Source organism: uncultured Paracoccus sp. (assembly GCF_947496875.1).
Lineage (GTDB): Bacteria > Pseudomonadota > Alphaproteobacteria > Rhodobacterales > Rhodobacteraceae > Paracoccus.
Genome location: NZ_CANMEH010000002.1, coordinates 1 through 26,693 on the forward strand (window position 1 = coordinate 1; position 26,693 = coordinate 26,693).

General features: G+C 67.4%; 23 protein-coding genes and 1 tRNA gene. 15 read left to right on the plus strand and 9 right to left on the minus strand.

Annotated features, from left to right (window positions below):
• On the plus strand, positions 1–449 hold a 449-nt coding region (locus tag Q0938_RS02305; RefSeq protein ID WP_299358740.1), incomplete at its 5' end, for an MFS transporter.
• Between the two features lie 127 nt (positions 450–576).
• Here Q0938_RS02305 and Q0938_RS02310 read toward each other — a convergent pair.
• Positions 577–1,143 (minus strand): hypothetical protein, encoded by a 567-nt coding sequence (locus Q0938_RS02310; RefSeq protein ID WP_299358742.1) that lies wholly within the window; start codon positions 1,141–1,143, stop codon positions 577–579.
• A 111-nt stretch (positions 1,144–1,254) separates the two neighbouring features.
• Here Q0938_RS02310 and Q0938_RS02315 point away from each other — a divergent pair, with 111 nt between their 5' ends.
• Both Q0938_RS02315 and Q0938_RS02320 read left to right on the plus strand, forming a co-directional pair.
• Positions 1,255–2,646 (plus strand): MBL fold metallo-hydrolase, encoded by a 1,392-nt coding sequence (locus Q0938_RS02315; RefSeq protein WP_299358744.1) that lies wholly within the window; start codon positions 1,255–1,257, stop codon positions 2,644–2,646.
• A gap of 10 nt (positions 2,647–2,656) precedes the next feature.
• Positions 2,657–3,118 (plus strand): sulfur transferase domain-containing protein, encoded by a 462-nt coding sequence (locus Q0938_RS02320; protein WP_299358746.1) that lies wholly within the window; start codon positions 2,657–2,659, stop codon positions 3,116–3,118.
• A 723-nt stretch (positions 3,119–3,841) separates the two neighbouring features.
• Here Q0938_RS02320 and Q0938_RS02325 read toward each other — a convergent pair.
• Positions 3,842–5,479, minus strand: a complete 1,638-nt coding sequence (locus Q0938_RS02325) for a bifunctional UDP-sugar hydrolase/5'-nucleotidase (RefSeq protein ID WP_299358748.1) — start codon at positions 5,477–5,479, stop codon at positions 3,842–3,844.
• A gap of 224 nt (positions 5,480–5,703) precedes the next feature.
• On the opposite strand from Q0938_RS02325, the gene Q0938_RS02330 reads away from it, so the two are divergent.
• Positions 5,704–6,888, plus strand: coding sequence for a heparan-alpha-glucosaminide N-acetyltransferase domain-containing protein (locus Q0938_RS02330; RefSeq protein WP_299358750.1), 1,185 nt, complete (start codon positions 5,704–5,706; stop codon positions 6,886–6,888).
• Between the two features lie 401 nt (positions 6,889–7,289).
• On the opposite strand, the gene Q0938_RS02335 is transcribed toward Q0938_RS02330, so the two are convergent.
• Positions 7,290–7,366: transfer RNA gene (locus Q0938_RS02335), tRNA-Arg, on the minus strand.
• Between the two features lie 101 nt (positions 7,367–7,467).
• Here Q0938_RS02335 and Q0938_RS02340 point away from each other — a divergent pair.
• The gene (locus Q0938_RS02340; RefSeq protein WP_299358752.1) at positions 7,468–8,490 is read left to right on the plus strand and encodes a LacI family DNA-binding transcriptional regulator; all 1,023 of its coding nucleotides are present in this window, start codon (positions 7,468–7,470) and stop codon (positions 8,488–8,490) included.
• 20 nt (positions 8,491–8,510) lie between these two features.
• Here the strand turns inward: Q0938_RS02340 and Q0938_RS02345 are convergent, their stop codons facing one another.
• From Q0938_RS02345 to Q0938_RS02360, 4 genes are all read right to left on the minus strand, one after another.
• Positions 8,511–8,891, minus strand: coding sequence for a hypothetical protein (locus tag Q0938_RS02345; RefSeq protein ID WP_299358754.1), 381 nt, complete (start codon positions 8,889–8,891; stop codon positions 8,511–8,513).
• Positions 8,891–9,847: a DnaJ C-terminal domain-containing protein gene (locus Q0938_RS02350; protein ID WP_299359581.1), complete on the minus strand. Its 957-nt coding sequence runs from the start codon at positions 9,845–9,847 to the stop codon at positions 8,891–8,893. Before Q0938_RS02350 ends, Q0938_RS02345 begins: the two co-directional genes overlap by 1 nt.
• Positions 9,848–10,446: 599 nt before the next feature.
• Complete coding sequence (bfr, locus tag Q0938_RS02355) at positions 10,447–10,932, minus strand: bacterioferritin (protein ID WP_299358756.1); 486 nt, start codon at positions 10,930–10,932, stop codon at positions 10,447–10,449.
• Positions 10,933–10,950: 18 nt separating this feature from the next.
• Positions 10,951–11,205 (minus strand): (2Fe-2S)-binding protein, encoded by a 255-nt coding sequence (locus tag Q0938_RS02360; RefSeq protein WP_299358758.1) that lies wholly within the window; start codon positions 11,203–11,205, stop codon positions 10,951–10,953.
• A gap of 193 nt (positions 11,206–11,398) precedes the next feature.
• Between Q0938_RS02360 and Q0938_RS02365 the strand changes: the two genes are divergently transcribed.
• The 6 genes from Q0938_RS02365 (at position 11,399) to Q0938_RS02390 (ending at position 16,201) form a co-directional block, all read left to right on the plus strand.
• On the plus strand, positions 11,399–11,728 hold the full coding sequence (locus Q0938_RS02365; protein ID WP_299358760.1) for a metalloregulator ArsR/SmtB family transcription factor: 330 nt from the start codon (positions 11,399–11,401) through the stop codon (positions 11,726–11,728).
• Between the two features lie 73 nt (positions 11,729–11,801).
• On the plus strand, positions 11,802–12,857 hold the full coding sequence (arsB, locus tag Q0938_RS02370; protein ID WP_299358762.1) for an ACR3 family arsenite efflux transporter: 1,056 nt from the start codon (positions 11,802–11,804) through the stop codon (positions 12,855–12,857).
• Positions 12,854–13,228 carry an arsenate reductase (glutaredoxin) gene (gene arsC / locus Q0938_RS02375; RefSeq protein WP_299358764.1) on the plus strand — a complete coding sequence of 125 codons (375 nt, stop codon included), beginning with the start codon at positions 12,854–12,856 and terminating at the stop codon, positions 13,226–13,228. The genes arsB and arsC overlap by 4 nt, the downstream gene beginning before the upstream one ends.
• 864 nt (positions 13,229–14,092) lie before the next feature.
• The gene (gene exbB / locus Q0938_RS02380) at positions 14,093–14,848 is read left to right on the plus strand and encodes a tonB-system energizer ExbB (RefSeq protein WP_299358766.1); all 756 of its coding nucleotides are present in this window, start codon (positions 14,093–14,095) and stop codon (positions 14,846–14,848) included.
• Between the two features lies 1 nt (position 14,849).
• Positions 14,850–15,275 carry a TonB system transport protein ExbD gene (gene exbD / locus Q0938_RS02385; RefSeq protein WP_299358768.1) on the plus strand — a complete coding sequence of 142 codons (426 nt, stop codon included), beginning with the start codon at positions 14,850–14,852 and terminating at the stop codon, positions 15,273–15,275.
• A complete protein-coding gene (locus tag Q0938_RS02390; protein WP_299358770.1) occupies positions 15,272–16,201 on the plus strand; it encodes a TonB C-terminal domain-containing protein in 930 nt (309 codons plus the stop codon). Before exbD ends, Q0938_RS02390 begins: the two co-directional genes overlap by 4 nt.
• Before the next feature lie 262 nt (positions 16,202–16,463).
• Here Q0938_RS02390 and Q0938_RS02395 read toward each other — a convergent pair whose 3' ends face one another.
• Entirely contained in the window at positions 16,464–22,874 is a 6,411-nt protein-coding gene (locus Q0938_RS02395) for a fibronectin type III domain-containing protein (protein ID WP_299358772.1), read from the minus strand.
• Positions 22,875–23,297: 423 nt separating this feature from the next.
• Here Q0938_RS02395 and Q0938_RS02400 point away from each other — a divergent pair, with 423 nt between their 5' ends.
• From Q0938_RS02400 to Q0938_RS02410, 3 genes are all read left to right on the plus strand, one after another.
• Positions 23,298–23,624: a helix-turn-helix domain-containing protein gene (locus Q0938_RS02400; RefSeq protein WP_299358774.1), complete on the plus strand. Its 327-nt coding sequence runs from the start codon at positions 23,298–23,300 to the stop codon at positions 23,622–23,624.
• Between the two features lie 26 nt (positions 23,625–23,650).
• Positions 23,651–23,884 (plus strand): hypothetical protein, encoded by a 234-nt coding sequence (locus Q0938_RS02405; protein ID WP_299358776.1) that lies wholly within the window; start codon positions 23,651–23,653, stop codon positions 23,882–23,884.
• Positions 23,885–24,092: 208 nt separating this feature from the next.
• Positions 24,093–24,431 carry a hypothetical protein gene (locus Q0938_RS02410; protein WP_299358778.1) on the plus strand — a complete coding sequence of 113 codons (339 nt, stop codon included), beginning with the start codon at positions 24,093–24,095 and terminating at the stop codon, positions 24,429–24,431.
• Between the two features lie 49 nt (positions 24,432–24,480).
• On the opposite strand, the gene Q0938_RS02415 is transcribed toward Q0938_RS02410, so the two are convergent.
• Complete coding sequence (locus Q0938_RS02415; protein ID WP_299358780.1) at positions 24,481–25,212, minus strand: Crp/Fnr family transcriptional regulator; 732 nt, start codon at positions 25,210–25,212, stop codon at positions 24,481–24,483.
• 430 nt (positions 25,213–25,642) lie between these two features.
• Between Q0938_RS02415 and Q0938_RS02420 the strand changes: the two genes are divergently transcribed.
• The gene (locus Q0938_RS02420; RefSeq protein WP_299358782.1) at positions 25,643–26,161 is read left to right on the plus strand and encodes a ferritin-like domain-containing protein; all 519 of its coding nucleotides are present in this window, start codon (positions 25,643–25,645) and stop codon (positions 26,159–26,161) included.
• The last annotated feature ends 532 nt before the right edge of the window (positions 26,162–26,693 follow it).

The window sequence follows — 26,693 nt, forward strand, 5'->3', positions numbered from 1 at the left end:
GCATCGTCATGGCGGTCGCGCAGGGTGCGGGGGTGCTCGGGCGCCTGCTCTGGGGCTGGCTGGCAGACCGCCATGTGAGTCCGCGGATCATGCTCAGCCTGCTTGGCATCATCATGGCCGCCTGCATGGGGGGCATGGCTCTGACCGGCCCCGACTGGGCGCTGTGGATTGTCATCCTGGTCGCGGTCGCGTCCGGCGCAACCGCCATCGGCTGGAACGGTGTCTTTCTCGCCGAGGTCGCCCGGCTCTCTCCGCCCGGCATGGCCGGGATGATGACCGGCGGGACGCTGTTCTTCACCTTCTTCGGCGTGGTGGTGGGCCCGCCCGCGATAGCGGCGATCATCGGTGCGACCGGGAGCTTTGCAGCTGCCTTCGCGGTCGTGGGCCTGGTGACGCTGACGGTCGCCGCATTCCTGGGCCTCACGCGTCCCCGCCTTGCCACCAGCTGATCCGAGGAGATGCATGGTTCGATCTAACCGTTCGTGCCTCGGACGGTTCATGATCGCCTTGCTCCCGCCCGGGCGGATCTGGTCATCCTGAACCTGGAGGACGAGATGCAACTTTCGCGGTGGCTTCTTACAGCGTCTCGCCAGTGGGACGCTGCTCTTTCGCGGCCTTCTCGAAAAGCCAGGCCGATGCGAGCCACAGCCCCGCGAAGAACACGGTGATGGGTCCCGTGAAACCCAAGCCGGCAACCAGTGCGATCACGGCCACCAGCAGCTGAGCGAGCGCCACCGCGACCAGGACGCGGGCCATTCCGTACGCCCGGAATCGGACAATGACGGCCCCGATGATCCCGACCGCGAGCACGCCGCCATACATCCGGTTGGCAGGGTGATCCTCTGACCCGATGATGCCAACGGCACCGTTGATCCAGATCAGGATGAACGCCGCCGTGAGCCCGACCGCGACGGCGGCTCGATACGCCCGATTGACCGTCGTCCTGACGGTCAGTTCATAGGTGAGGCCGACACCGAGGACGAGAGCGCTGGCACAAGCGAAATCAGCCGGGGTCCAGTCGACCTCGTCAGTGAACCGCATCCCCACCAGAGGCAGCAAGATGAGCGCCGCTGCAATGCTCCAGGCCGCCAGTCTCCAGCGACTCCGCGGTCGTCCGCCAGGATGTTTCGCATCATCCGCCATGCCCCGGCTCCCTCATGGCAAGGTCCTTCAACCGGCACTGGCCCCACAGCCACTGCGTCTTCGGGAACGGATTCCCCGGTGATCCGTTCCGCCGGGGAGGAGGGCCCGCCCATGACGCTGCGCTTTGAACAGATCCTGGCCGATGGTGTCGCCGAATGCTCCTACCTGCTGGGGGATGATGCCGCGCATGTCTGTGCCGTTGTCGATCCGCGACCCGATGTGGAGATCTATCTCGAGACCGCCCGCCGCTTCGGCCTCGTCATCACCGATGTCTTCGAGACCCACATCCATGCCGATTTCCTGAGCGGCGCGCGCGAGCTGGTGGACCGGCTTGGCGGGCAGGCGAAGCTCCATGTCAGCGCCGAGGGTGGCGCCGAGTACGGCTTCGATCACGAGCCCCTGCGGGACGGGGACGAGTTCACCTTCGGCGGTCTGCGGATGAAGGCCCGCTTCACCCCCGGCCATACGCCCGAGCACATGTCCTACCTGCTGTTCGACGGCGACAAGGACACGCCGTGGGGCGTGCTTTCGGGCGACGCCTTCTTCGTCGACAGCGTCGGCCGGCCCGACCTGCTGGGCGATGACCAGACCGAGGCGCTGACGGAGAAGCTCTTCCACACCGTGCGGGACGTGTTCATGGCGCTGCCCGATGACGTCATCATCTATCCCTGCCACGGGGCTGGCTCTGCCTGCGGGCCCGACATCGGCGACAGGATGTCATCGACCATCGGCTATGAGCGCCGCTTCAACGACTACGCGAGGATCACAGACCTCGAAGAGTTCAAGAAGGCGATGACGGAGAACGCGCCGCCGGTGCCGACCCATTATCCGCGGCTGAAAAAGGTCAACGCGCGCGGGCCGGAGGTGCTGCGCAACCTGCCGCGGATCGCGCCGATGACCGTCGAACGCTTCGCCGCGGCCGCCGCAGACGGAGCCCAGATCCTCGACGTGCGGGACATGATGGATTTCGGCGCCGGCCACGTGCCCGGCAGCCTCAACATCGGCGCCCGGCCCGAGCTGTCGGTCTGGGCCGGCTGGCTGCTCGATCCGGAGAAGCCGATCCACCTGGTCCTGCATGACGACAACGACTTGCCCGAGGTTCTGCGCCTGCTCTGGCGCACCGGCTTCACCGATTTCGGCGGCTATCTTGCCGGCGGCATGGCCGCGTGGCGCGAAGCAGGACAGGAATTTGCGCAGATCCCGCAGGTCTCCGTGCACGAGCTGAGGGACGCGAAGGAACTGACGCCGCTTGACGTCCGCAAGCCTGACGAGTGGGACGCGGGGCACGTGCCGGGCGCGCAGCACGCGTTCCTGGGAGAGCTGCCCGAAACGCTGTCCGATCTCGACCGCTCTGCCCCCTACGCCACCTATTGCGCCAGCGGCTTCCGCGCGTCCATCGCGGCGAGCCTGCTCAAGAAGAGCGGCTTCGAGCGGGTGCGCAACGTGCCCGGAAGCTGGAAAGCGTGGGAAGCCGCTGGCTTCGAGATCGAGAAACCGAACTGAGGAGAGCACGATGCAAGACACCGTCCGCATGAACGACCGCTTCACCGTCGCGAAGTTTGCACCCGAGGCCGAACAGATCAGGCAGGCCGCACGGGAAGGCTTCCGCTCGCTCGTCAACATGCAGACCGACGGCGAGGATGAGAAGCTGGAAATGCAGCCGGACGAAGAGGGCCGCGAGGCCGAGGAGGCAGGCCTGGCCTATCTCCATCATCCGGTCGACGGCGAAGAACTCTCCCACGACGTGGTCGACGCCTTCCGCCGCAAGGCCACCGAGCTGCCGGCGCCAGTGCTTGTTCATTGTGCCTCGGGCAAGCGCTCCGGCGCCTTCGTCATGATGCACATTGCCTCCGAACAGGGGATGAGCGGCGAAGAGGCCATCGAGAAGGCGGAGGAGATGGGCTTCGAGTGCGACACGCCGGAGCTCGAGAAGTTCGTCAGGGACTACGTCGACAGCCAGACTGGCAAGGGCTGAAACGCAGCCGGGCCGACGCGCCTCCGTGCCGACCATCCCCGGCACGGAGGCGCGTGAGTTTCCCTCTGCGCGATGGCTGACTTGAGCGCAGGGTACTCGCCGCACAGGACACCAGAAGGGTCGGAAGGCCCCGCCGCAATCCCGTGTCCTGAAGGCCAGGAGCCGAGGTCATGTCAGGCCGCGGGTCGGGACACATCGATCGGCTCAATCCGGATGATGTCGCTGGCGGCGGCCCCGATGTCATAGCACGACAGCAAGGTGGCCCAACTTCCGCCGCCTGGTCGTAAACGTGGACAAGCACGCCCGGGACCCCCACCAGGTCGCCTTCGCCCCGCGCAGTCAGGCAGAATCTTCGACGACAATGTCGCGTTATGGTCGAACGGTTACTGCGCGGAATACGGCACTTCGAGGCCAGCCCTCGTCGCTTTGAGTTTTCCGCAGTCGATCCACGTTTCAAAGCGATCACCATGCTTCCTGTCAACTGAGCTTATTGCGACGGACCACCCGCCTGCCATTACCGACAGGTCCGATATTCGATCACGTACACGCTGGGATATTTGTATGATCCAGATGCTGACCGGTGATGGAAAGCTGATCTTTTTCTGGCGAACTGACGCTATCTCATTACCGTTCATGAACGAGCTGTCCCGACACCCAATTCGAGTGAGACAGGATCAGAGATACCCTCGCAGGTCCCCTACAGGAGCGTCGCCGGGTCTGTCTTCACGCGCGCTGGACGACCGTAACATCCCCCAGCGCGGGCGCTTCCACGCGTCCACCCCGGCGAAAGGCTGCTTCGACCAGATCATAAACACCCTGCTCGAGACGCTGGATTTTCTGGCCTTGGCCTACCACGTCATAGCGATGCAGCCCGTTCAGCATGCCTGCATTGGCGACGACCGCGTAACGACGCCCGGGTTCGAGCGAGCTGCCGCCAACGGAGACGGCGGACACCCGTTCGCCGATCGGCCGGCGCAGGTCGGCGGTCCAGGTAAGGCCGTCGGTCTGGATCAGGCCGCCGACCTTTTCGATGGGATCGTCGGGCGCCAGATTGCTGGCGCTCTGCTCAAGGACGGCATGCAGCTGCTCGCCGGTAAGCGTCACGGTTGCGATCCTCGCCTCATGCGGCAGCAGCCGGCGAAGTGCCTCGGCGGTGATGGGCCCCGAAGTCAGCGCGACGCCGTAGCCGACGCCGGGCAACAACGCGATCTCGGCACCGGTCTCCTCGCGCAGGATACGGCCGATCAGCTTGTCGAACGGGCTCTCGACCTCGTAGCTCCGGCCGATCCGCTCGGCGGCGTCGGCAATCCGTTCCTGCAGCACTTCCTCGTGCGGGGCGCGCAGCTCCTCAAGCAGCGCCGCGACTTCCGTGTCCTCCTCCACCTCGTCGGCCCAGAGGGTGTGGACCGCTCCCTCGACCGAAGCGACGGTGCCGCCCTGCAGGGAAAGCGTCACCTCGCCCAGCATCGTGCCGTCCGAGAGCGCCTGCACGAGCCAGCCATTGCCGATGCGCTCGGGCGGCGAGATCAGGTCGTGGGAATGGGCGGCAATCACCAGGTCGATGCCGTCGACCTCGTGCAGCATCTTGCGGTCCACCGCCGACCCCTGGTGCGAGACGACGACCACCAGATCGGCGCGGCGCCGCAGGTCGGGGACCAACCGGCGCGCCTCCTCGATGCCGTTCGTGAACCGCAATCCCCGGATGTTGTCCGCGTTCGTGGTCAACGGCGTGTTGTGATAGCCGACCGCCAGCAGCCCGACGGAGATACCGCCGATCTCGCGCACCAACGCCGGGTCGCCCAGCAACGGCTGCCCGGAGGCCTCGTCGCGTACGTTCGCGCCGCGGATCGGGAACTTCGCGATGTTCGCCAGTTCGCGGGTGCGGTCGAGCCCATAGTCGAAATCGTGGTTGCCGAGCGCCATGAAGTCGTATCCGACCGCGTTCATCAGCCGGATCATCGCCTCGCCCCTTGTCAGATTGCCGAGCAGATCGTCCGAGAAGCTGTCGCCGCCATCGACCAGCAGCACGTTGCCACTACCCAGCGCCTCACGCCGGTCCCGGACCGCCCTGGCCAGGCGCGGCATCCCGCCGATCGATCCGGCCCTCGGGAAGTCGAACTCGGATGATTGCCCGGTCTGCGCCAGCGCGTTTCCCGGAGCTACCTCGAAGGCCGAGTGACGCCCGTGAAAATCGTTGGTGTGCAGGATCGTGACGGTGCCCGCGGCCGGCGTGCCCGAGCGCGCCACGGCAGGCCCGGCAAGGACCGCCGCCGCCCCCGTGAGGAAGGCGCGGCGGGAGGCATCGGAGCGGAGCCCTGCCCGGATGCTGGCGGTCGCGTCGTCGAGGGGCGTCCGGGACATCGCATGCTCCGTGTCGAGCCAGAATAATGCCGGTGGTGGCAGATGACGCGGCGCCAACGTGCCGCCATGGGCAGAGTTCCACCGAGGTGGATGGGTGTGCCAGTTGGGCCGCAATTCAGCTTCGGGGCGAGACATCCGCGCACTGACGGCGTGAGTGCGGCTGTTCAACAAAATGACTTCGAAGTTCATGCTATGCTCTGCCTCGGAGCCGAAGCGGAGGGTGGATGACCAACGACCCGGGCATCGTTGCAGGCGTTCCGCATCGCTATACCGGCGCGCGGGTCGCCTCGATCGACCTGCTGCGGGGGTTGATCATGGCGCTGATGGCGCTGGATCACACGCGCGCCTTCATCCTCGGCTTCACGCCCGATCCCACCGACATCGACACAACAACCGTTCCGCTGTTCGCGACGCGCTGGATCACCCATCTTTGCGCGCCGGGCTTCCTGCTGCTGGCGGGCGTGGCGGCGCGGCTGCAGCGTGAGCGACGTGACGCCGGATCGCTCGCCTTGCTCCTCGCCACCCGAGGCGCCTTCCTGATCGCGCTCGAACTGACGATCATCGGGTTCGCCTGGATTCCGGACCCGAGCCGCAGCCTCATGCTCCTGCAGGTGATCTGGGCGATCGGGTGGTCGATGCTGCTTCTGGCGCCGCTGGTCTTCCTGCCGGCGTGGGGAGCCGGAGCAATCGGCGTTGCGCTATCCGTGCTGCACCCCATGCTATCGGCGGGCCTGGCGGGCTCCGGCGCACCAACCTGGGCGGGCGCGATCCTCTTTGATGCCAACACGGTCCTTGAGATTGGCGGCATGACCCGGGTGATCGTGTCCTATCCCATCCTGCCCTGGTTCGGCGTGATGGCCGCGGGATACGCGCTCGGCGACCTGGTCCTTCGCCGTCCCGATGACTGGGCAGCGCGGATCACCCGACTCGGCCTTGCCCTGCTGGCGGGCTTTGTGGTCCTGCGCGCCAGCCGCCTTGGTCTTGATCCGGAGCCCTGGCGGACGGACCTTTCCACGTTGCGGTCGGCGATGTCGTTCCTGAACTGCGAGAAATACCCGCCATCGCCGCTGTTCCTGATGATGACGCTCGGGCCGCTTTTGCTGCTTCTCGCGCTTTTCGAACGGTTCGGCGCCGGGCATGCGGAGTGGTTCCTGCGCCCTCTCGGGCAGGCGCCGTTGTTCTTCTACGTCCTGCACCTCTACGCGCTGAGGATCGTCGGACTCGCCACCGCGGTTGCCGTCTGGGGGGTCGAGCAATTCGGACCGCCGCCTCTGCACTCGGCGCCGGGCGGGCCGCTATGGGCTGTCTGGCTCGTCTGGATTATCGCAATGACTGCGCTCTATCCGCCGACGCGATGGTTCGCCGAGTTTAAGACCCGGCGCCGAACTTGGTGGAGCCGGTACCTGTAGGCGAGGTCACGTCGGCAACACGCCTCGGTGAAACGACTCTTCCTCAACCCGTCAGCTCCTTCAGGTTGGGAAGACTCTACGTCAGCGGGTGGAACCTACCAGGGGCGTCGTATTGCATTGCGGATTTTCAGATCCGTGTCTTAATTGCCGACATTGCTGTGGCTTTCGACCACTCGGCCCGCGCGCTTTTGGCGCCAACGGCGGTTAAACAACCTAAAGCCAGATCTCTGCTCCAGCGAGCTTCCCCACGCCACGGGAGTTCCGGATGGTTGCTGGTCCGAACCATCGCCATCCACCCCATTCGTCGCGGCCCAGGTTCCGTCCATCTGGCGAGTTTCGTTCCGGGTTTCGTTCCGATCCCGGATCGTCGTCCCGGCTCAGAAATCGTAAGCACTGATAATTGGTGACCCCGGCAGGATTTGAACCTGCAACCTGCCCCTTAGGAGGGGGCTGCTCTATCCAGTTGAGCCACGGGGCCGCACCCCTCGTCATGCCTGCAGACGCGTGCTTTGGCAAGCTTGCCGGTCGGGCTGTCATGCGCTAACGGACAAGGGTGGGGATCAGGAGAGATCGCGCCCGATGACGCCGCAGAAACCTCGACGGTCCCTGACCCTGCGCGACGTGTCCGAGGCGGCCGGCGTCAGCGAGATGACCGTCAGCCGGGTGCTGCGCAACCGGGGCGACGTGTCCCCGGCCACCCGCGAAAAGGTGCAGACCGCGGCGCGATCGCTCGGCTATGTCCCCAACAAGATCGCGGGGGGGCTGGCCAGCCAGCGGGTGAACCTTGTCGCCGTGGTCATCCCGTCGCTGTCGAACCTGGTCTTCCCCGACGTCCTGGGCGGGATTTCCGCCGAGCTGGACGACACCGGCCTGCAGCCGGTCGTCGGGGTGACCAACTACGCACCGGCGCGCGAGGAGACGGTGCTGCACGACATGCTCAGCTGGCGGCCGTCCGGGGTGATCCTGGCGGGTCTGGAACACAGCCGCGGGTCGCGGGCGATGCTGCAGAACGCCGGCATCCCGATCGTGCAGATCATGGATGTGGACGGCACGCCGATCGACACGGCGGTCGGCGTCAGCCATGACCGCGCCGGGCGCGAGATGGCGGCCGAGATCCTGCGCGCGGGCTATCGGCGGATCGGCTTCATCGGCACCCACATGCCCGAGGATCATCGCGCCCGCAAACGCTTGACCGGTTTCGAAGGCGCCCTTGCCGAGGCGGGGGTGGCGCTGGCGGCGCGCGAGTTCTACCAGGGCGGCTCGTCGCTGGCCAAGGGGCGCGAGCTGACCGAGCGGATCCTGGCGCGCGAGCCTGACCTCGATTTCCTCTACTACTCCAACGATCTGATCGGGGCGGGCGGGCTGATCTGGGCGCGCGACCAGGGGATCGACATCCCGGGACGGTTGGGGCTTGCGGGCTTCAATGGAGTCGACCTGCTGGACGGGCTGCCGGTGCGGCTGGCCACCACCGACGCGCGGCGTCTGGACATCGGACGGCGGGCCGCGCGGATCGTGGCCGGCAAGGATCCCCGGCCCGAAGGCGGCGTCATCGCCCTGTCCCCGACCTTCCTGCCCGGTGACACCATCCGGCGCCCGCGCTGACCAGCCCGGGGGCCGCCGGGCTACCCCGGTGTCGTCTCGTCCTCGGTCACGATCGTCACCCGGGTTTCGCGAATGACCTGCCGCAGCCGGGCGCGGGTTTCCGGAGCCTCGGACGCCACGGCCTGCAGCATCGCGCGCATGTCGCCGCGCAGCCCATTCAGCTGATCGATCAGCGACATGACAAGCGCCAGCCCGTCGCGGTCCAGGTCATAGCAATCCTCCAGCTCCAGGATCAGCTGCAGCCGCGCGATGTCGAGGTCGCGGAACAGCGGCCCACGCGCGGACTGGACCGGGCGGACCACGCCGCTGCGAATCAGCGCCGCCAGTTCGCTGTCGGTCAGCTCGGGCAATGCCTCCAGAATCTCGGCGCGGGTCATCGCCTGGTCGGTCGAGCCTGCCATCACGTTCCCCCCCTGCGCGGATCATAGCCGTTGGTCTCGCGCCATTTTGCAATGAACTGCGCCAGTTCGTCATCGATACGCGGCGGCATCACCACCTTCAGCTCGACATGCTGGTCGCCGCGGGCTCCGCCGGCGCGCTTGAGCCCCCGTCCGCGCAGCCGCAGCCGCTGTCCGGTGGTGGCGCCCGGCGGAACCGTCAGCTTGACCGGCCCGTCGATCGTCTGCGCCTCGACCTTGCCCCCCAGCACCGCCTCGTCCAGCGAGATCGGCAGGGTCGTGATCACGTCGTCCCCATTCAGGCGCCAGTCCGCATCCTCTGCCACCGTCATGGTCAGCAGCGCATCGCCCGGGCCGCCGCTGCCCATGCCCGGACCGCCCTTGCCGCGCAGGCGGATCGTCTGGCCGTCGCGGGTGCCGGGCGGAATCCGGACGTCCAGCGCGTTGCCGTCCGGCAGGGTGATCCGCGTCGTGCCGCCCCGCGCCGCGGTCAGGAAGTCGACCTCGAGCGTATAGCGGTGGTCCGCGCCCCGCATGTCAAAGCTCTGCGCCCCGGCACCCGCGCCCCAGCTCCGCCCACCGGCGCCGGCACTGCCGGCGGCGGCGCCCCGGGCCCGGCCGCGATTGCCGAACAGATCCTCGAACACGTCCGAGAAATCGCCGAAATTCGCCTCTCCGCGATACGGATTGTCGCCAGCCTGCGCATAGTCGCGGTAATAGCGGCGTTGCGGGCGCTCCTGCCCCTGCGCGTCGATCTCGCCGCGGTCGAAACGGGCCCGCTGCTCGGGATCCTTCAGCAGGTCATAGGCCGACGAGGCCGCCTTGAACCGCTCATGGGCGGCCGCGTCGTCGTTGAGGTCCGGGTGATCGGTCTTGGCGATGCGCCGATAGGCCTTCTTGATCTCAGCCTCGGTGGCCGTCTTGGAAACGCCCAGCGCGGCATAGGGATCATCCGCCATCGTCATCCTCATCTTCAGGTTCCTGCCGAACGTAAAGAACATGCCGCTGTTTTCAAGCGCGACCCGAGGCGCGCTGGCCAGCTTCCAGAGGCGGCAAGGACAGGATTTTCCCTGCAGCTAGTCCTGATCGCGAGCGCCGAAAATCGCCAGAACCGCGTCCCGCCGGTCGGGGTGCTCCTCCATCAACTGGAGCAGCCGCGCCGTAGCGGGCGAAACGTGATATCCGTAGAGTAGATACTGGAGACTGACGCCAACGGCCTTGCAGACGGCTTCCAGATTGGAAACGGACGGGTCCTCCCCCTCGACAAGCAGCGAATGTACATATCCGGGGGCCAAGCCGGCTGCCAGTGACGCCGCCCGTTGGACATCTTCCGCTGCGCAAGAGCCTCGGTGAGCCGTGTTCGCCATGCCTCGTCCATCGACGGCGTATCCCCGACATTGCAGACAAGCGAAACCCACGGGCCTCTGCCACATGGATTGACAGAATCCGCCAAGAAAGTGGCGTGCCGTAATCAAGGCGGCGGCAGACAGGCTGCCGCCGCCGGAAATCAATCGCGTCAGCCGCCAGGGATCAGGCGGCCGGGATCACGTGGTCCGGATCACTCGACCTTGTCGGCCGGCTTGGCGTTCAGCAGGCCGAAATTCTGGGCGCCGATCTCGTCATGCAGGGACAACTGCGTTTCCAGATAGTCGATGTGACCTTCCTCGTCCTGGATCAGGTCCTCGAACAGCTGCTTGGTCACATAGTCCCGAACCGATTCGCAGTGGTCGCGTGCCTCGATATACAGGGTGCGGGCGTCGTGCTCGGCGGCGAGGTCGGCCTCCATCGTCTCGCGGATGGTCTGCCCGATGCGCAGGGCATCCAGCTTCTGCAGGTTCGGGTGGCCTTCCAGAAAGATGATCCGCTCGATCAGCCGATCGGCGTGGTGCATCTCCTCGACGGATTCCGCGCGCGACTTCTCGGCAATGCGACCATAGCCCCAGTCCTCCTGCAGGCGGTAATGCAGCCAGTACTGGCTGACCGCGGTCAGTTCGGACCGCAGCGCGGCATTCAGATACTCGATGACCTTGGGATCACCCTTCATGGTGGGACCTTTCTTGTTTCAGGTCGCCGTCCGCTGCCGCAGGCCCCGCAACGCCGCCGGCACGGGCGCGGGCCCGGCCTCGACCGCGAATCCATCCGCCCGGCGCATGGTGGCGACAAACAGTTTCAGACATCCGCCGCAATCGGCGCGCTTGCCAAGGGCGTGATAGATCTTGCCCGGCGTGACGATCGTGTCCGGGTCCGAGGCGCGCATCCATCCGACGGCGGCCCGGATCTCGTGATCACTGATCTGGTTGCAGTGGCAAACGATCATGGCGCTTCCCTGATGAAAGACCGCGTGCGAATTGTCCAGCGTGCCGATGTCGCACCGACCGATTCCGATCGGCACCCCAGGCCGTTCTCTTTTCTCTGACACTTATGGTCAGATATGGTCAAGCCTGTTCTTCACGCAAGGCCGGGGTCCTGCCGGGCCTTGCGGATGCCATCGTTTCGATTATCGGTGAAACATGGATGAACGCCGCGCCCCTGCCGCCTTTGCGGCCCTGGGTCAGCCTAACCGCCTCGCCGTGCTGAGCCTGCTGATCCGGGCGGGGGCCGAGGGCGTGGCGGCCGGTGACATCGCCGGGGCGCTGCAGGTCCGACCGAACACCCTGTCGGCCAACCTGACGATCCTGCGCCACGCGGGGCTGATCCGGGCCGAACGCCAGGGCCGCTCGGTCCGCTACAGGGCGGACATGGACGGAGTCCGCGCCCTGATCGCCTTCCTCGTCGAGGATTGCTGCGGCGGGCGGCCCGAACTCTGCCAGCCGATGCTGGACCAGATAGCCCGCCCGTGATGACGAGGTTCCAGATGATCGAAGCGCCTCGCCCCCGCAAAGCCCCTGCCCGTGCCCGGCGGGGGAACGCAGCATGACCGACGCCGCGCTCGCCCCTCCCCGCCCCGCGCTTGGCCGTTTCGAACGCTGGCTGTCCCTGTGGATCGCGCTGGCGATCGCCGCCGGCATCCTGATCGGCGTCGTCGCCCCCGGACTCGTGCGCGCCATCGCCGCCGCCGAACTGGCCGGGATCAACCTGGTCGTGGCAGCGCTGATCTGGGCGATGGTCTATCCGATGATGGTGGGCGTCGACTTCGCCTCGGTGCGCGGCGTCGCGCGCCAGCCGCGCGGCCTGCTGATCACCCTCGCCGTCAACTGGGCCATCAAGCCGTTCACGATGGCGCTGCTGGCGGTGCTGTTCTTCGACCACGTCTTCGCCGCCTGGATTCCGCCGGCGGACGCCCAGCAATACGTCGCCGGGCTGATCCTGCTGGGGGCGGCGCCCTGCACGGCGATGGTGTTCGTGTGGAGCCAGCTGGTCCGCGGCGACGCGGCCTATACGCTGGTGCAGGTATCGGTGAACGACCTGATCATGGTCGCGCTGTTCGCGCCGATCGTGGTGCTGCTGCTGGGGGTCACCGACATCGCCGTCCCGTGGGAGGTGCTGGTCCTGTCCACGGTCCTCTTCATCGTCCTGCCGCTGGTCGCGGGATGGATCACCCGCCGCCGGCTGGGCAGCGACGCCGCCATCGAGTCGTTCACCACACGCATCAAGCCCTGGTCGATGATCGGCCTGATCGCCACGGTGGTCATCCTGTTCGCCCTGCAAGGCCGGGTCATCCTGGACCGGCCGACGGTGATCGTGCTGATCGCCATCCCGATCCTGATCCAGTCCTACGGCATCTTCGCGCTGGCATACGGGACCGCCTGGGCGATGAAGGTGCCGCACCGCATCGCCGCGCCCTGCGCGATGATCGGCACGTCGAACTTCTTCGAACTCGCCGTCGCGGTCGCGATCAGCCTGTTCGGCTTGAATTCGGGCGCGGCGCTGGCGACGGTGGTGGGGGTGCTGGTCGAGGTGCCGGTGATGCTGTCGCTGGTCGCCTTTGCCAATCGCACCCGCGACCGGTTCAGCGAGGTCCCGAGATGACGGCCACGATCTACCACAACCCGAACTGCGGCACCTCGCGCAACGTGCTGGCGCTGCTGCGACAGGCCGGCGAGGCGCCGCGGGTCATCGAGTACCTGAAGACCCCGCCCACCCGGGACGAGATCCGCCGCCTGGCCGCAGATGCCGGCCTGCCGCTGCGCGAGGCGATGCGGCAGAAGGGCACGCCCTACGCCGAACTCGGCCTGGACGATCCGTCGCTGAGCGACGAGCAATTGCTGGACGCGATCGAGGCGCACCCGATCCTGCTCAACCGCCCTTTCGTCGTGACCGACAAGGGCACCCGCCTGTGCCGCCCCTCCGACGTGGTGCTGCAGATCATGGACAATCCGCCTGGGGAGCCGGCGAGCTAGGCCGGCGTCGTGGACAGGCAGCAATGGTTCGCGCGGTTCATCGAGGCGGCCCAGAAGGACAGCCGATCCAAGCGCGACATCAGCCGCGCGGCGGGATGCGGCGAGAATTACGTGCAGCAGATGATCAGGAACGGGAGCCCGGGGCAGATCGTCTGGCGCCCCTGCCGGACGTGCTGGACGGACCGACTGCGCTCTACGTCCTGACAGGGATCAAGGCCTCGCAGGATGACTTGGAGATCTTGCGTTTCATCCAGCAGATGCCCCCCCCGGTGAAGGGACAGACCCGGGCCCTGCTCGCGGCCTTGCAGGCGCGGGATGAGTGTTAGCCCAAACCCCCAGCTCAGCGCGGGCGGCCGTGGCTTTCGTCACCATGCGCTCCGCTGCACCGCTCCCTTTTCAGCAAGCGCTGATACGCCCCTCCGTCGCTGCCTGCTTGCATCCGGGTCGGCGTGACAGTGCACCCCGCGACGCATTTCCCGATGCGCTTTATTGACCTATTTCGTAGGTCCCGTTAGGTGCCACTCGTCGCGCCAGCATTGCCGCCAGCATCTCTCCGCCTTTTCGCGCATGAACCGCTGTCGTTCCATTACCCACCGGTTCGTCGCCCCCTTTCTGACGGGCCTGGCGCGGCAGAGCAGGCCGGGGGGATCGGCGATTTTGCTCTTGCGAGGATACGCATGTGTAAACATCGCGGCCGACGGTGGTCCTGATGGCACGACGGCTGGCATCGCTCGGGGCAGCCATGCCCCGCGTTGAAAGGCACGCGAGCGGGCGTCCGGCGCGTTTTGCCGCGCGGCTTGCGGTTCGCGGACTGCGCGCCCATGTCGCGGCCGACCTGACCGGCCCGAGCACGAAAGATCCCCGATGACCCGTCTTGCCACCATCGTCGCCGGCACCCTCATCCTCGGTGCCTCCGCCGCGGCGGCACAGCCGGTGCCGCTGCCGGCCAGCGTTCTGCCGCACGACCTGTCGCCGGTGGGCATGTTCAGGCAGGCCGACATCGTGGTCCAGGCGGTGATGCTGCTGCTGGTGGCGGCATCGGTGGTGACCTGGACGATCCTGCTGGTGAAGTCGCTGGAACTGGCGCGGGCAAACCGGCGCGCGGCCCGCAGCCTGGCGGGGCTGATGCGCGCGCGCAGCCTGGACGAGGCGGTCGCGGCCGCCGCCGGACGCCACGATCCGGCCAGCCACATGTTGCGGCTCGCGCGATACGAGCGCGCACGCGCGACCGGGCCGCGGCTGATGGACCGCATCGTGTCGCAGCTAAGCGGCGTCGTCGTCCGCGCCGGGCGCCGCACCGCGATGGGCACTGGGGTGCTGGCCACGATCGGGTCGACGGCGCCCTTCGTGGGGCTGTTCGGAACCGTCTGGGGGATCATGAACAGCTTCATCGGGATCTCGCAGGCCCAGACCACGAACTTGGCCGTGGTGGCACCCGGCATTGCTGAGGCGCTGCTGGCGACCGCGCTCGGCCTGGTAGCCGCGATCCCGGCCGTCGTGATCTACAACGTCTTTGCGCGCGCGATCGCCGGATACCGGCTGCGGCTGAACGATGCCGCGCAGGCGGTGCAGCGGCTGGTCAGCCGCGATCTGGACCGCCATGCCGAACAGGCCCTGTGAGATGGGGGGCGGTCTGCACGAGGATGACGATCTGGTGGAAAGCCACGAGATCAACGTGACCCCTTTCATCGACGTGATGCTGGTGCTGCTGATCATCTTCATGGTCGCCGCGCCGCTAGCGACGGTGGACATCAACGTGGACCTGCCCGCATCGCGCGGCGCGGCCTCGACCCGGCCGGACCAGCCGGTGTGGCTGACCCTGGCGCCGGACCTGACGCTGAGCCTGGGCGACGTGCCGGTCGCGCCCGACGCCTTGCCGGCGGCGCTGGAAACCGCGACTGGCGGGGATCGGCAGGCCCGCATCTTCCTGCGCGCGGACCGCAGCGTGTCCTATGGCGACGTGATGACGGTGATGAACCGGCTGAGCGATGCGGGCTGGACCCGGATCGCGCTTGTCGGGCTGGATCAGGCCGGGGCGGACCGGTGAGCTTCCTGCGGGAAACCGCCGGCTGGACGTTGGCCGCCGGTCTGACCGCGGCGGCCCATGTCGGGGTGGCCCACTGGGCGCTGAGCGGGTCGCCGCCGTCGATGCCTGCCCCGGCGGCGGTCATGGTGGACTTGGTCGCGGCACCCACCGAGCCGGCGCCGGTCCCGCCGCAACCGACGCAGCCCCAGGCTGCGGATGCCCCGGCGGACCCGTCTCCCCCTGAACCCGCCCCCGTACCCGAGCCGGAGACCACGCCGCAGGACAGCGCCGCCCCGCTGGTTGTGCCCGCGTTTCAGCGCCTGGAGCCCCTGACAGACCTCGCCGCTTTCGTGGCGCCGCCCACCGCGATCAAACTGCCGGCGCCGGCCATCCTGCCGCCGGTCGGGGATTTCGCGGCGCTGATTGCCCCCGCCCCTGCCCTCACCGCGTCCGCGCCCCCGGTGCCGCGTCCCGCACGCCGCCAGGCCGACCCGGCCCGCGAGGCCCGGCCCGCCGCGTCCGAACCCGCGGCCATATCCCGACGCGAGTCCCGCCAGACTACTGCCAAAGCCGCCGCCGGCGCGGACAAGCCGACCGAGTCCGTCCGACGCGCGGCAAATGACGCGAGCGGGACCGCCCAGTCGGCGCCCGGCGCAGCGCCAACGGGCGCGGCCAGCCCGCAGGCCCTGCAGAGATGGCATGCGCGGGTCGGTGCGCAGATCACCCGCCACATGTCGCGGACCCGGGTGAATGGCGGCCAGGCGCAGGTCCGGATCGCCGTGACCGTGTCCCCGAACGGCGCCGCCGCAGGCCGGCTGGCGGCGTCGAGCGGCGATCCCCGCATCGACGCCGCCCTGTCGCGCCAGGCCGGCCGCCTGCCCCGGATGCAACCGCCCCCCAGCGGCCGTGCCGAGTCCTTCGTCCTGCCGATCCGGATCACCCGCTGACCTAGCCGGTGGCGCTCCTCGGAGCGGTCGGTGCCATCCACCTGAACACCTGGCCGGCTCTCGGGGCCAGTACTCTTCCATGCCGACACTGTGAACTGTGAGGACCGCCCCTGATTGCGGGCCGCCGCGCCGATGCTGGCCGAGTGGTCTTGCAGGCAGTCGGACGGGGTGCGGCGATCGATAGCTGCACCCCACGTCATCACGAAAAACCCGCCCGGCGCAAGCGCCGGGCGGGTGACGTGGATTGCCGGGACAGGCGGCCTTACATCAGCAGTGAGTGGACCGTCATGGCGCTGCCCTGCGCATAGTCGGATGCGGTCCACCCGGCCCAGCTCGCGTGGCGTTCGTTCGTCAGGAACACGCCCGCCTTGGTGGACACGTCCCAGATCGACCCGTCGCTCATGTCGGCAGGGGTGATTGTCTCGAACAGCACCCCGTCGATGCGGAACTCGGCCCGGTCATCGAACAGCTCGACCTCCAGCCGCTGTTGCACGCCCGGTTTGAAGGTGCCGTGGTTCATGACCCGCTTGTTACTGTGCGCCGCACCGCCGCCCGTCTTCGGCATGTGCACCGCCGGCGACCAGCCGATCACGCCGTTCTTCTTGGTCAGCTCGAAATCAAGCTCCTTTGCGTTGCTGGCGAAGACGAAGAAGGCGTGCACCGCATGCGCTTCGGTGGCACTGACGATGGCACCCCACTTGCCCTTGGTCTTGTTGATCCGGCTGGCCGACTGCATCCAGCCGGTCTTCCACTTGCCGTCGGCCGGGTCCATCGCGGCGTTCACCGTGATCGACTTGTCGCTGTTGTAGTCCAGCTTGGACGGGTCGCCATAAGAGCCGCCGAGCCCATTGCCCTGATCGCCACCGACCCAGCTGGGCAGGAAGAAGTCGATGGTGGAGCTGCCCCAGTTGTAGGTCAGCGCCTTGTCGATGGTGAAGTCCTGGATCGCCTTGTAGCCCTCGGGCGTCGGGTTGACCGGCGGCAGAGGCGGGGCGACCGGGTCGTCCATCCGCGGATGCGGCGGCGTCCACGGCTTCACCGCCTTCGCGCTGAAGTCGTCGAGCCACGCGCTGCTGGTCGATCCGCTCGACTTGAGGCCAACCTTGTGCCCCTTCGGCGCATTGGCCGGCAGCAGCACCGCGCCAGGTTCCGTCAGCGGGTCCTGATCGAGGATCGAGACCTGCATGGTGGTCTGGTTCTTCGGATACATGATCATCGGGTGGTAGGTCGCACCCGGTGCCCGCATTGCGACCAACCTGTTGCCTTCGACCCGCACCGTGACCGGCGACTGGCCGTGGTTGTTGTAGCGGGCCAGCTCGGTCTGGGTGCCGCCCACGCACATGATGACCTGGAGCGCGTTGGTCGAGCCGTCGACGCGACGGAAGCCCAGCCAGTTGTTCGCGTCCGCCATCCGCATCAGCACCAGCGCGGCGGAGCTGCCCCGGAACTTCACGGTGATCTCCTGCTCGCTGGTGCCGAGCGACCCCATGTCCACCACCGTGTCGGTGCTGTTGGCAATCGCGAGCGAATTGCTGCTGATCGTGAACGTGTTGTCGGCACCGGAGAGACGGGCGTAGGCGGATCCGATCAGGTTACCGTTGGCCCGGTCGAAGCTGTCGACGATCGCGTCGGAAACGCGCGCACTCGGAACCAGGACGATCTGGTGCGCCTGATCCTCGCTGTTGCCCCAGAAGTCGGTGGCGCGGACGATGACCTCGTAGGTGTGGTCGCCATTCGCATCGCCCGCCGTGGCGCGGCTGCGGGTGCCGTCCGCCGCCCAGCGAAGCGTCTGCTTGCTGATCGTGAACTTGTCCGCGTCGGCGCCGCCGACGATCGAGAACTGCTTGCCGATCCGGTCGACAATCAGCCGGTGCGCCAGCTTCTTGCCTTCCACGGCTTCCGCGTAGGTCCGCGACAGGAATCGGACCGGCTTCACCAGCGCGGTCAGATCCTGCTGAGTGGACGGAACCGTCTCCAGCTTGTCGGGCCATTCCGGCGCAACCGGAGTGGCGCCCAGGTCGTGCTTCGCCAGGAAGGCCGGCTCGAACCCTTCCAGGGTGTAGTCGATGTGGAAGTTGAACATCACATGGGTGAAGCGGTCGGCCCCGAAGAACCAGGCGCGGCATTTCCAGGTGCCGTTGTCGTTCCAGCAACCATACCGCTGCACGAGCTGCTCCGGCTTCTGCCGGCCCAGGTTGCGCGGCCCCTTGATCGTCGTGTTCGACGGGAAGGTTTCCGAGGACTGGTAGTCGGGCCAGCGGCGGTCGCCCACGCTGTCACGAATGATGCCATGGACCGAGCCGCTGTTCTCGCCGGCCCCAGCCTTCAGCGTCAGCGACAGGCCGGACGAGTTGGCGCCGTTGGTGCCATCGCCGAGCACGAAGTAGGGCGTGTCGCCGATCGCGACCGCAGGGTGACCCGCCGGCAGTTTCCGGCCGTAGGGCTCCAGCGGATAGGGCTGCGGCAGCGAGCTGCTGGGGATCGACTTCCAGCGGCGGATGATCGCCTGGGTCGCGTCGGTCGGGTGCGGTTCCCAATCGCCCATCACGTTGCGGATCGGGTGGCTGTTGATGCCGGTCGCCTTGCGGTAGGGCGCGTTCGCGAAGGTGTTGACGTTCTCGGTCTTGATGTCGATCAGGAACCCTTCGTAGTTCAGCCCGGCGCCATTGTCCTTGAACGCCAGGTTGAAGTTCCGGATCAGGCAGTTCGAGAACGACCAGTCCCAGGTGACGCTGCCCAGACCCACCGCCCCGCCGCTTTCTGCCAGCTCGATCGGACCCTGGAACATGCAGTCCCTAGAGTAGTAGGCGTTCGAATACTGGTCGACCGTCCAGGGCTCCTTGACGTTCACGCAGTGAAAGTCTTGGATCAGCATCGGAGTCTTGTCGTGCCCGTTGATGGTATTGTCGTTCATCCGGTGGATGACGAGGAAGCCGCTCGTGCAGGCGAACGCCTGATTGTGCTTGAAGGGCGGGATCTGGACGTTGATGGCGCCATAATCCTCGTCGAGATAGTGCTGGGCGTGGTTGGCGCTGCCCGCCGACAGTCCGTCCGCCATCCGCAGGTCGGTGGCGCGCGGCGAGCGCAGCCACTTTTCGGTTTTCTGGTGCTGCCAGAAATAGGCGGCCTTCGAGGAGCCGGCGATGTTGTTGTGCAGCAGCACGGCGCGCGACTGGTTGCCGTACGCCACCCCGCCGCTGTCGTTGTGGTTCGAGACCCGTTCGGGACGGTTGCCCCACTTGAACTGCTCGCCGTCGCCCCGGCAGCCGGTGACCACGTTGCCGACCCACTGGCCGATCTCGTTTCCGACCTCGGACACCATGCCGCCGCCACGGACGTTGGACACGACGCAATCCTCGATCGCGGCCCGCGTCGAGTGATGGGTGATCGCCCAGCCAGGGATCGGTTCGTCGCCCACCGGCGCCCAGGCGGTGGCGCCGATCACGTTGAACTGGGGCGCCGAGCGGTAGGGCCCGCCGCACCAGTGCAGGTGGATCGAATAGCGCCCGCGCACGTTGTTCGGGGCGGCCAGACGCGCCCCGCCCTGGCTCGCCAGCGGGTAGCTGTCGGCGCCCTTCAGCGCGCCACCCTCGACCACCCACAGGCTCGGATCAGTGCTGGTCCGCGCCATGTTCTTGGTCTCGAAATAGCGTGCATCGCCGTCGTCGACATACATGAACATCGAGTGGGCGCGCTTCTGGAGATCGGTGATGTCGGCGTTCGGGTCCAGGTGCCCGTCCTCCTCGGCCGAGGCCGAGCGGAAGCGGATCGAGCGGCTGACGTTCGCGACGACCGGCGCCACCGTGACAGCCTTGCCGTCATGCAGGGTGCCCGCCATGCCGGTGTGGTCGTAGGTCAGGGCGCTGTTCAGCGTCACCACGTCGCCGTTGATCGCCGTGATGGTGCGCTGCTCGTCCTCGCCGAACTGGTATTCGTTCAGCGTGACCTTCTCGTCGCCTTCCCACCAGTAGGAGGTCGGGCCGCGATACTGCGGGTCGCTGGTCACCGTCGGGACGTAGTTGGTGCCGAGCACCACGACCGTGTCGCCGACCTTCCAGCCGGAGCTGGCGAGATCCGGCAGGGTGATCGTCGTCGCGCCCTGTGGAATGGACGGCGTGGTCTGACCGGACAGCCACGCCGCGCGCAGGTGACCTTCCTTCCTTGCGCCGTGGATCCGGGTCGGGCCCATCCACATGATGCCCAGCCGGGTGGTCGCGCCAGGCGCCACCTGTGGATGGAAGACGATCTCGTGCTTCGGCTTGCCGGGCTCGCCGCTGTCGGTGGGGTCGCGGTAGTCGAAAGTGCCCATCACCATGATCGTGTCGACACGCATCCGGGTCCGCATGATGGTGGCGATCTTCAGGGTGGCTCCGAAATCGACCAGCAGGTCCTTCAGGATCACGTCGGACTTCTGGTCGTAGGTGACGGTGTGCCCGCCATAGACGCGCACCACCGCGCCGGTGCCCGGAACCGTGCCGGTGTCCCACACGGTCGGGTCGGACCAGTTGCCGTCCTTCACCGAGACATGGGTGTAGCCCATGATGTGCGGATGGCTGTCGGGGTTGTCCAGCTCGTTGCTGCCCAACTCGAAGTAGCTCGACGGTGTCACGGCTTTGCGCCCCCCGTAGTTCTCGGTCAGGGTCGCGATGCGCCCCTCGGTAGGGCCCGGCGACGGCTCAATTTCGGGCTGAGGCTCTGGCTCGGGCTCTGGGTCAGTATCGGGCTGGGGTTCTAGGTCCGGTTCCGGCATGGCGAACGGCACGCTCGCCGCCTCGGCGGGCTCGCCGACCCCATTCGTCCAGACCACGACGAAACGCAGGTCGGCCGCCTGCATGTCCTCTGCTGTCAGGACACGGGACAAGCCCGTGGCCCCCTCGATGGCCTGATCGCCCCAGTACCATTGACCGGCGGGGACCGGCGCGGGGCTGCCCTCCGCCGTTCCATAGGTGGCGGCCAGGGTCTGACCCTCTCCGGCAGTGCCCGTGATAGTCGGCGCCTCGACGACGACCGGGGCCGCCTGTGCGGGCGCGGGTGGCGCACCGGGCACGACGCCCTTGTCCTCGGCAACCGACATCAACCGTGCTTCGAGGTCGGCGATATCCGTGCCAACGGCATCGAACGTGATGCCTAGGCTGGCGATGTCCCCGACCAGGAAATCGGCCATCCTCCCTTCCGGATGGGCGCGTGCCCCCACGATCAGAGGGGTGTCGGCGTCCGGCTTGTTGCGCGGCGACGCAAAGTCGAAGGTTCCGATGTCCTCGCCGTTCAGGCGCAGCGTGGCGCTGGTGTCCGTGACATGGACCGTCGTCATCACCCATGTGTCCCGCGGCACGACCACAGCGGGATCGGAATGGGCGCTGCCGGCCGAGCCATGGAACGACACGAAGGACAGACTGCCGTCGTGGACCCGCAGCTGAAACACCTTGTTGGTGCTGCTGCCCTGCGCCATCGACATGATCTGCCGCGTACCGGTCACGTCATCGAACCGGACGATCGCTCCACACACGAAGTCACCTGCCATGCGCGCGGCGGGGACAGGCACGACCATGTGGCTGGCGATCCCGTCGAAGCTCAGGCGGGCCGGGTCGGCGTGCCAGGCGGCGCCAACGATCTCGGCATCGGTGCCCGACTCGGCAGATGTCGTCGGACCGGCACCCTCATCGATCGCGTAAACCCAGGCTGTCCCGGCATCGAGGTCGGCAATCTCGAACGCGACGACTGCCGACGCATCGCCCCTGCCCACCTGGTTGACTGCGGCCACCGTTACGGAATGCGGACCCGCCGACAGATCGTTCAGGACGATCCGCGGGTCCGCCCCGTCGACGCCGGGGATCTCCTCGCCGTCCAGAATGACGACGTAGCCGCTGATCGGCGCGCCGCCGCTTGCGGGCTCGGCCCAGAACAGCGCCGCGGCGGTGCCGGCAACCTCGACCTTCAGGTCGGAGACCTGGGCAGGGGCGACGGCGGGAACCAGCAGATCGACCGTCCGGGTCGCGGACCCTGCGGGGCTGCTGGCGGTCACCAACAGCTGAACGGACTTGCCCAGATCCTGGGGCGTGATCGTGAAGGTCGCGCCATCCGCAACGCTTTCAGGCGGCCGCTCCGGCCAGACCAGCGTACCCGTCACCGTCGGTGCCGGGACACCCTCAACATCGCCGAAGCCGACCGTCACCGTGCCGCCCAACTCGGTGGACCCGGTCAGGCTCGGCAGCGTCGCGAATGTCGGCGCGAGCGGCTGCGGCTGGGGAACGCCACCCTCGGCGGCCGGCAGGCTGACCTGCAGCGAAGACCCGTCGCTCAGGTCGACGAAGAGCTGATCGCCAACCACGCGCAGCCCGGTGACGCGGGGCAGCTTCTCGAGCGCCTCGATCCGTTCCGCAGCCGCTTCGACGACGGCGCGATCCTCGGCGAGGCCGGCAAGCACGTCGCGGGCCGCTGCGGCGTGGCCGCGCGCCTCATCGACATACGCCGCCGCGTGGCTGCTGAAGCTTGCCAGCAGGCTTTCGATCGTGCGCAGGATCAACCCGCTGTCCTCGATCACCCTCGCCGCGAACGCGTCCGCCCCGTCGGGCCCGTCGCCGGCCGGTGCCGGGTCCTCAACCAAGGGCGCGGTCTGATCCGCGGGCAGGCCCGCCGGGTCCGCGGCTTCGAAGTCGCTTGTTTGGATAGTCATTGCGGATGCTCCTGTTCTTCAGATTCCATCGCGGGCGGCGGCTGCGGTGCCGCCGTGCCACCACCGGAGGACCGACCCAGGCTCCGGCTTTCACCTGACCTAGGCCGCCGCCGATCGCTCACCGGGGTTCCGGAAGGGCCCTGCTATCACGGCAGTGCCGGCGTTGCCCCGCCGCGCCGAGCAACGCTCGGCGCTGCCGCCCGTCGTTCGACGGTCAGCGTGGGAGGAGAGTGTAATGATGTGTCGCGCCCCACCGTCGTAGGCCGACGCGCGCCTTTCGCATCCGCCGGACCAAGTGTTTTTCCGCCGCCTCTGCCTCCGGCCTCGTCCAGTTTGCCGAGAAATCCTACGTTCGCATCACTCTACCTGGGAGAGGACTACCCCTATGTCCGTCCCGAGGCCTCACGGAACAGGGACGAAGCTATGAAAAACAGGAACACCATGCCCCTCTCACTCGGCGAGGCGGCGCGGCTGCTGGCGGTCTCGCCACGCACGATCCGGCGGCTCATCGACACAGGCGAACTGAGCGCCGTCCGCATCGGCCCGACGCTGGCGGTCCCCGTGGACGCGCTGCCAACGCCTCTTCGGCGATGCTTCGATGCCGGGCAGCCTCAGGCATTGCTCACCCTGCACGAAGCCGCGGCGCGGCTCGGCTGCTCGCCGCGTGACGTCCGGGAGCGAACTGCCAGCGGCCTCCTCAGGTCCGTTCTCATCGGTGGTTCATCGCGATGGTCGCCGATCGAGATCTAGGAGACGGCTCGAGCCGAGGCGCTGTCATGATCGTCTCACCCGATGAATCCTACAGCGTTGCCGAGGCCGGCAACATCTTGAGACGGTCCGAACGCCAGGTGCGTTACCTGAGCGGCGCGCGACTTCGGGGCTCGAAAGCCTCGGAGCGGTGGACGGCGACCGCCCTCCAGCTCTGGGGGTTCCGGGGCATCGCGGACGAGATGATGGCGAATTGGCGGGAGTACTGTCGCGCCGTCGAACGCGACGCAGAAAATCAGTAACAGAATAAAGTGCCTGACCGCTCCAGAGTAAGCGGCCTCAACGGCGTTGGCGTTCGGACCACCGCTTCTGCCCCCCGGTGGCGGCGGATGTCGGTTCGTCTCGGCCGATGTCCGGAGACGACGAGCAGCGACGACAGCACACAGCACACAGCACACAGCACACATCAGGAGAACGGATCACACGCGACTGGCCGTCCACGCCGCGCGCGTGGCCGAGCGCTACCCGTGGATCGAGGACTGGACGCCGGTCAACGAACCGCTCACCACCGCGCGCTTCGCCTGCCTCTACGGCCACTGGTTTCCGCACACGCAGGACGAGGATGCCTGCTGGCTGGCGCTGCTGAACCAGATCGACGCGACCCGGGGGGCGATGCGCGCCATCCGCCAGGCCAACCCGTCCGCGCGGCTGGTCCAGACCGAGGATCTCGGCGTCTGTCACGCGACGCCGGATCTGGCCCACGACGCGGCGTTCGAGAACGACCGCCGCTGGCTCAGCTGGGACCTGCTGTGCGGGCATGTCGTGCCCGGACATGCCCGCTGTCGATGACGCGATCGCCCGCTTCCTGCGCGACTATCCCGTTGCCTCCGACCGCGGCTCAGGGCGTTGATCGGGTGAGGCTGATGCCGACCAGGCGTTCGAACTCGGCTTCGGGCTTGCCGTAGATGCCCCCGGCCCCCGCTTCGAGCCCCTCCCGATCGATGACCCTGATCCGGCCGCGCTCAGCCTGGATCAGGCCGCGCCCCTCGAGCATGTGGATCGCCAGGGTCACCCCGGCCCGCCGAACCCCCAGCATCGTCGAGATGAACTCGTGGGTGAGTTCCAGGACATCCCCGTCGACCCGGTCATGGCACATGAGCAGCCACCGGCACAGACGCTCTTCCAGCTGCGCCTGCGCGTTCGCCAGCGCCGTGTGTTCGGTCTGGACCTGCTGGGACAGCACGAAACGCAGCAGGAACAGGCGCAATGTCGGGCTGACATCCATCGCCTCGCACAGCGACTCGCTGGAGATGCGGTGACCATATCCCGCGATCTGCATGAAGCATTCGTGGACGGCGCGGTTGTCGCCCATCACGACCTCCCCTCCCGACATCCCGTCCCAGCCGAACAGCCCGACCTCGAGCCGCCGGTCGCGCCCCGCATAGGCAACCGAGGAGGCGATACCGAAGGTCGGAAAGTAGACGTGGTCGATGGGTGCGCGGCGGCGCTTCAGCACGAAGCGGCGTTCGAGTTCGATGGATTCTAGATCCGGCGCGATCAGCCTCAGATCCTCGGAAGACATCCCGCGCAAGAGCAGGTTCCGCGAGAGCGGGTTGACGGTCTGATGCATCGTGCTGCCTGTCCACTTGGGGCGGGAGCACGATGGTGTCTCTCAGCCGCCCGCGCCCGGAAGCCGGCAGACGATGGGTAATCGTAACACAAAACGACGGGAAGGACAGTGCGGATCGAGTTTCCGCGATGTCGATTTCAGCTGTGCACAGTCGAGTTGAACGGGCTGTGCGCATGTTTATTCCGTCGGCGAGGGCGCCTCGACGGCATAGGCATTCAGGGCTGCGGCGATCTGTCGAGGCCGAAGGACGGCCGGCGACCCGGGGACGGTGGAGGGCCAGACTCTTCCGAGAGCCGAGGATGTGATCACCCGCGTCCTGCGCGACTGTCCGCCCGAACGGGGCTCGCGGGTGCTTCCGTCTGGTTGAGGGATCACCCCCGGAACTCGGCGTCCCAACCGGCGTTTGTCGAAACTCAAAGGGGGAAATGTCATGGCTTCAGAGTCGATCCAATCCGTCTACGCGACCGCGTTGCGAAACACCCACGCCCTGGAACAGGAGGCGCTTCAGGCCATGGAGCGGCAGGTGGAGCGGCTGACGGACTATCCCGAGGTGAAGCAGGCGCTGACTCAGCATATCGAGGAGACCAAGAGGCAGCAGGAGCGGCTCGAGACGGCACTTTCCGGCCTCGGCGAAAGCGTTTCCTCGGTGAAGGAGGCGGTGATGGGCCTCATGGGCAGCATGGCGGCGATGGCGCACATGCCGGCGCAGGACGAGATCCTGAAGAACACCTTCGCCAACAGCGCCATCGAGGCCTACGAGATCGCCGCCTACACGTCGCTTCTGACGATCGCGGAGGCCGCAGGCGATCACGCCTCCATCCCCGCCTTCCGCCAGTCGCTGGCCGAGGAGGAGGCGATGGCCGCCCGTATCCGGTCGATGGCGGACGCGATCACGACGAAGTATCTGTCGCTGACGACATCAGGTGACGCTGCGCAGGCCTCGACCTGAAAGATCACTGACACGATCGGGGGGCGAACCTCGCCGCGATCCTGCCGCTCTTGGCGGATGTAGGTCTGGAACCCGAGGCCAAGCGCCCGGCCGAGGGTCTCTTGGGCGCGCAGAACCAGCACCGCGCCTGCCCGCGCCGTCTACCGAGGCGGCGAGTTGCTGATCGGGGACGAACCGGGCTCGGCCGCGGACGAACGCCAGGCAGCGGCGCTGCTGGCGCGGATCGCGGCGCGCTTTCCTTCGGCGGTGCTCGCCCTCCTCGCGCCGGATCAGGCGGCGGATCGGCGCGGGAGGCGGCCGAGCGCTGGCACCAGAGATTCGGCTGCGAAGCGGCGGGGCGAGTTCCACGAGGTCCTGGTGAAAGCTCGTGAACGCACCGGGCTTGCGGATTCGGGACAGAGCGCTCTGACGACGACCCCAGTTGATTTGCAGCGGAGCGAGGGACGTCAGCACCCCTCCGCTCGGGGTGGACATGCAACTCCGGGTCACGAGAATGATCGATGCCGCGCGTTGGTGGGATAGATCAGGAGCG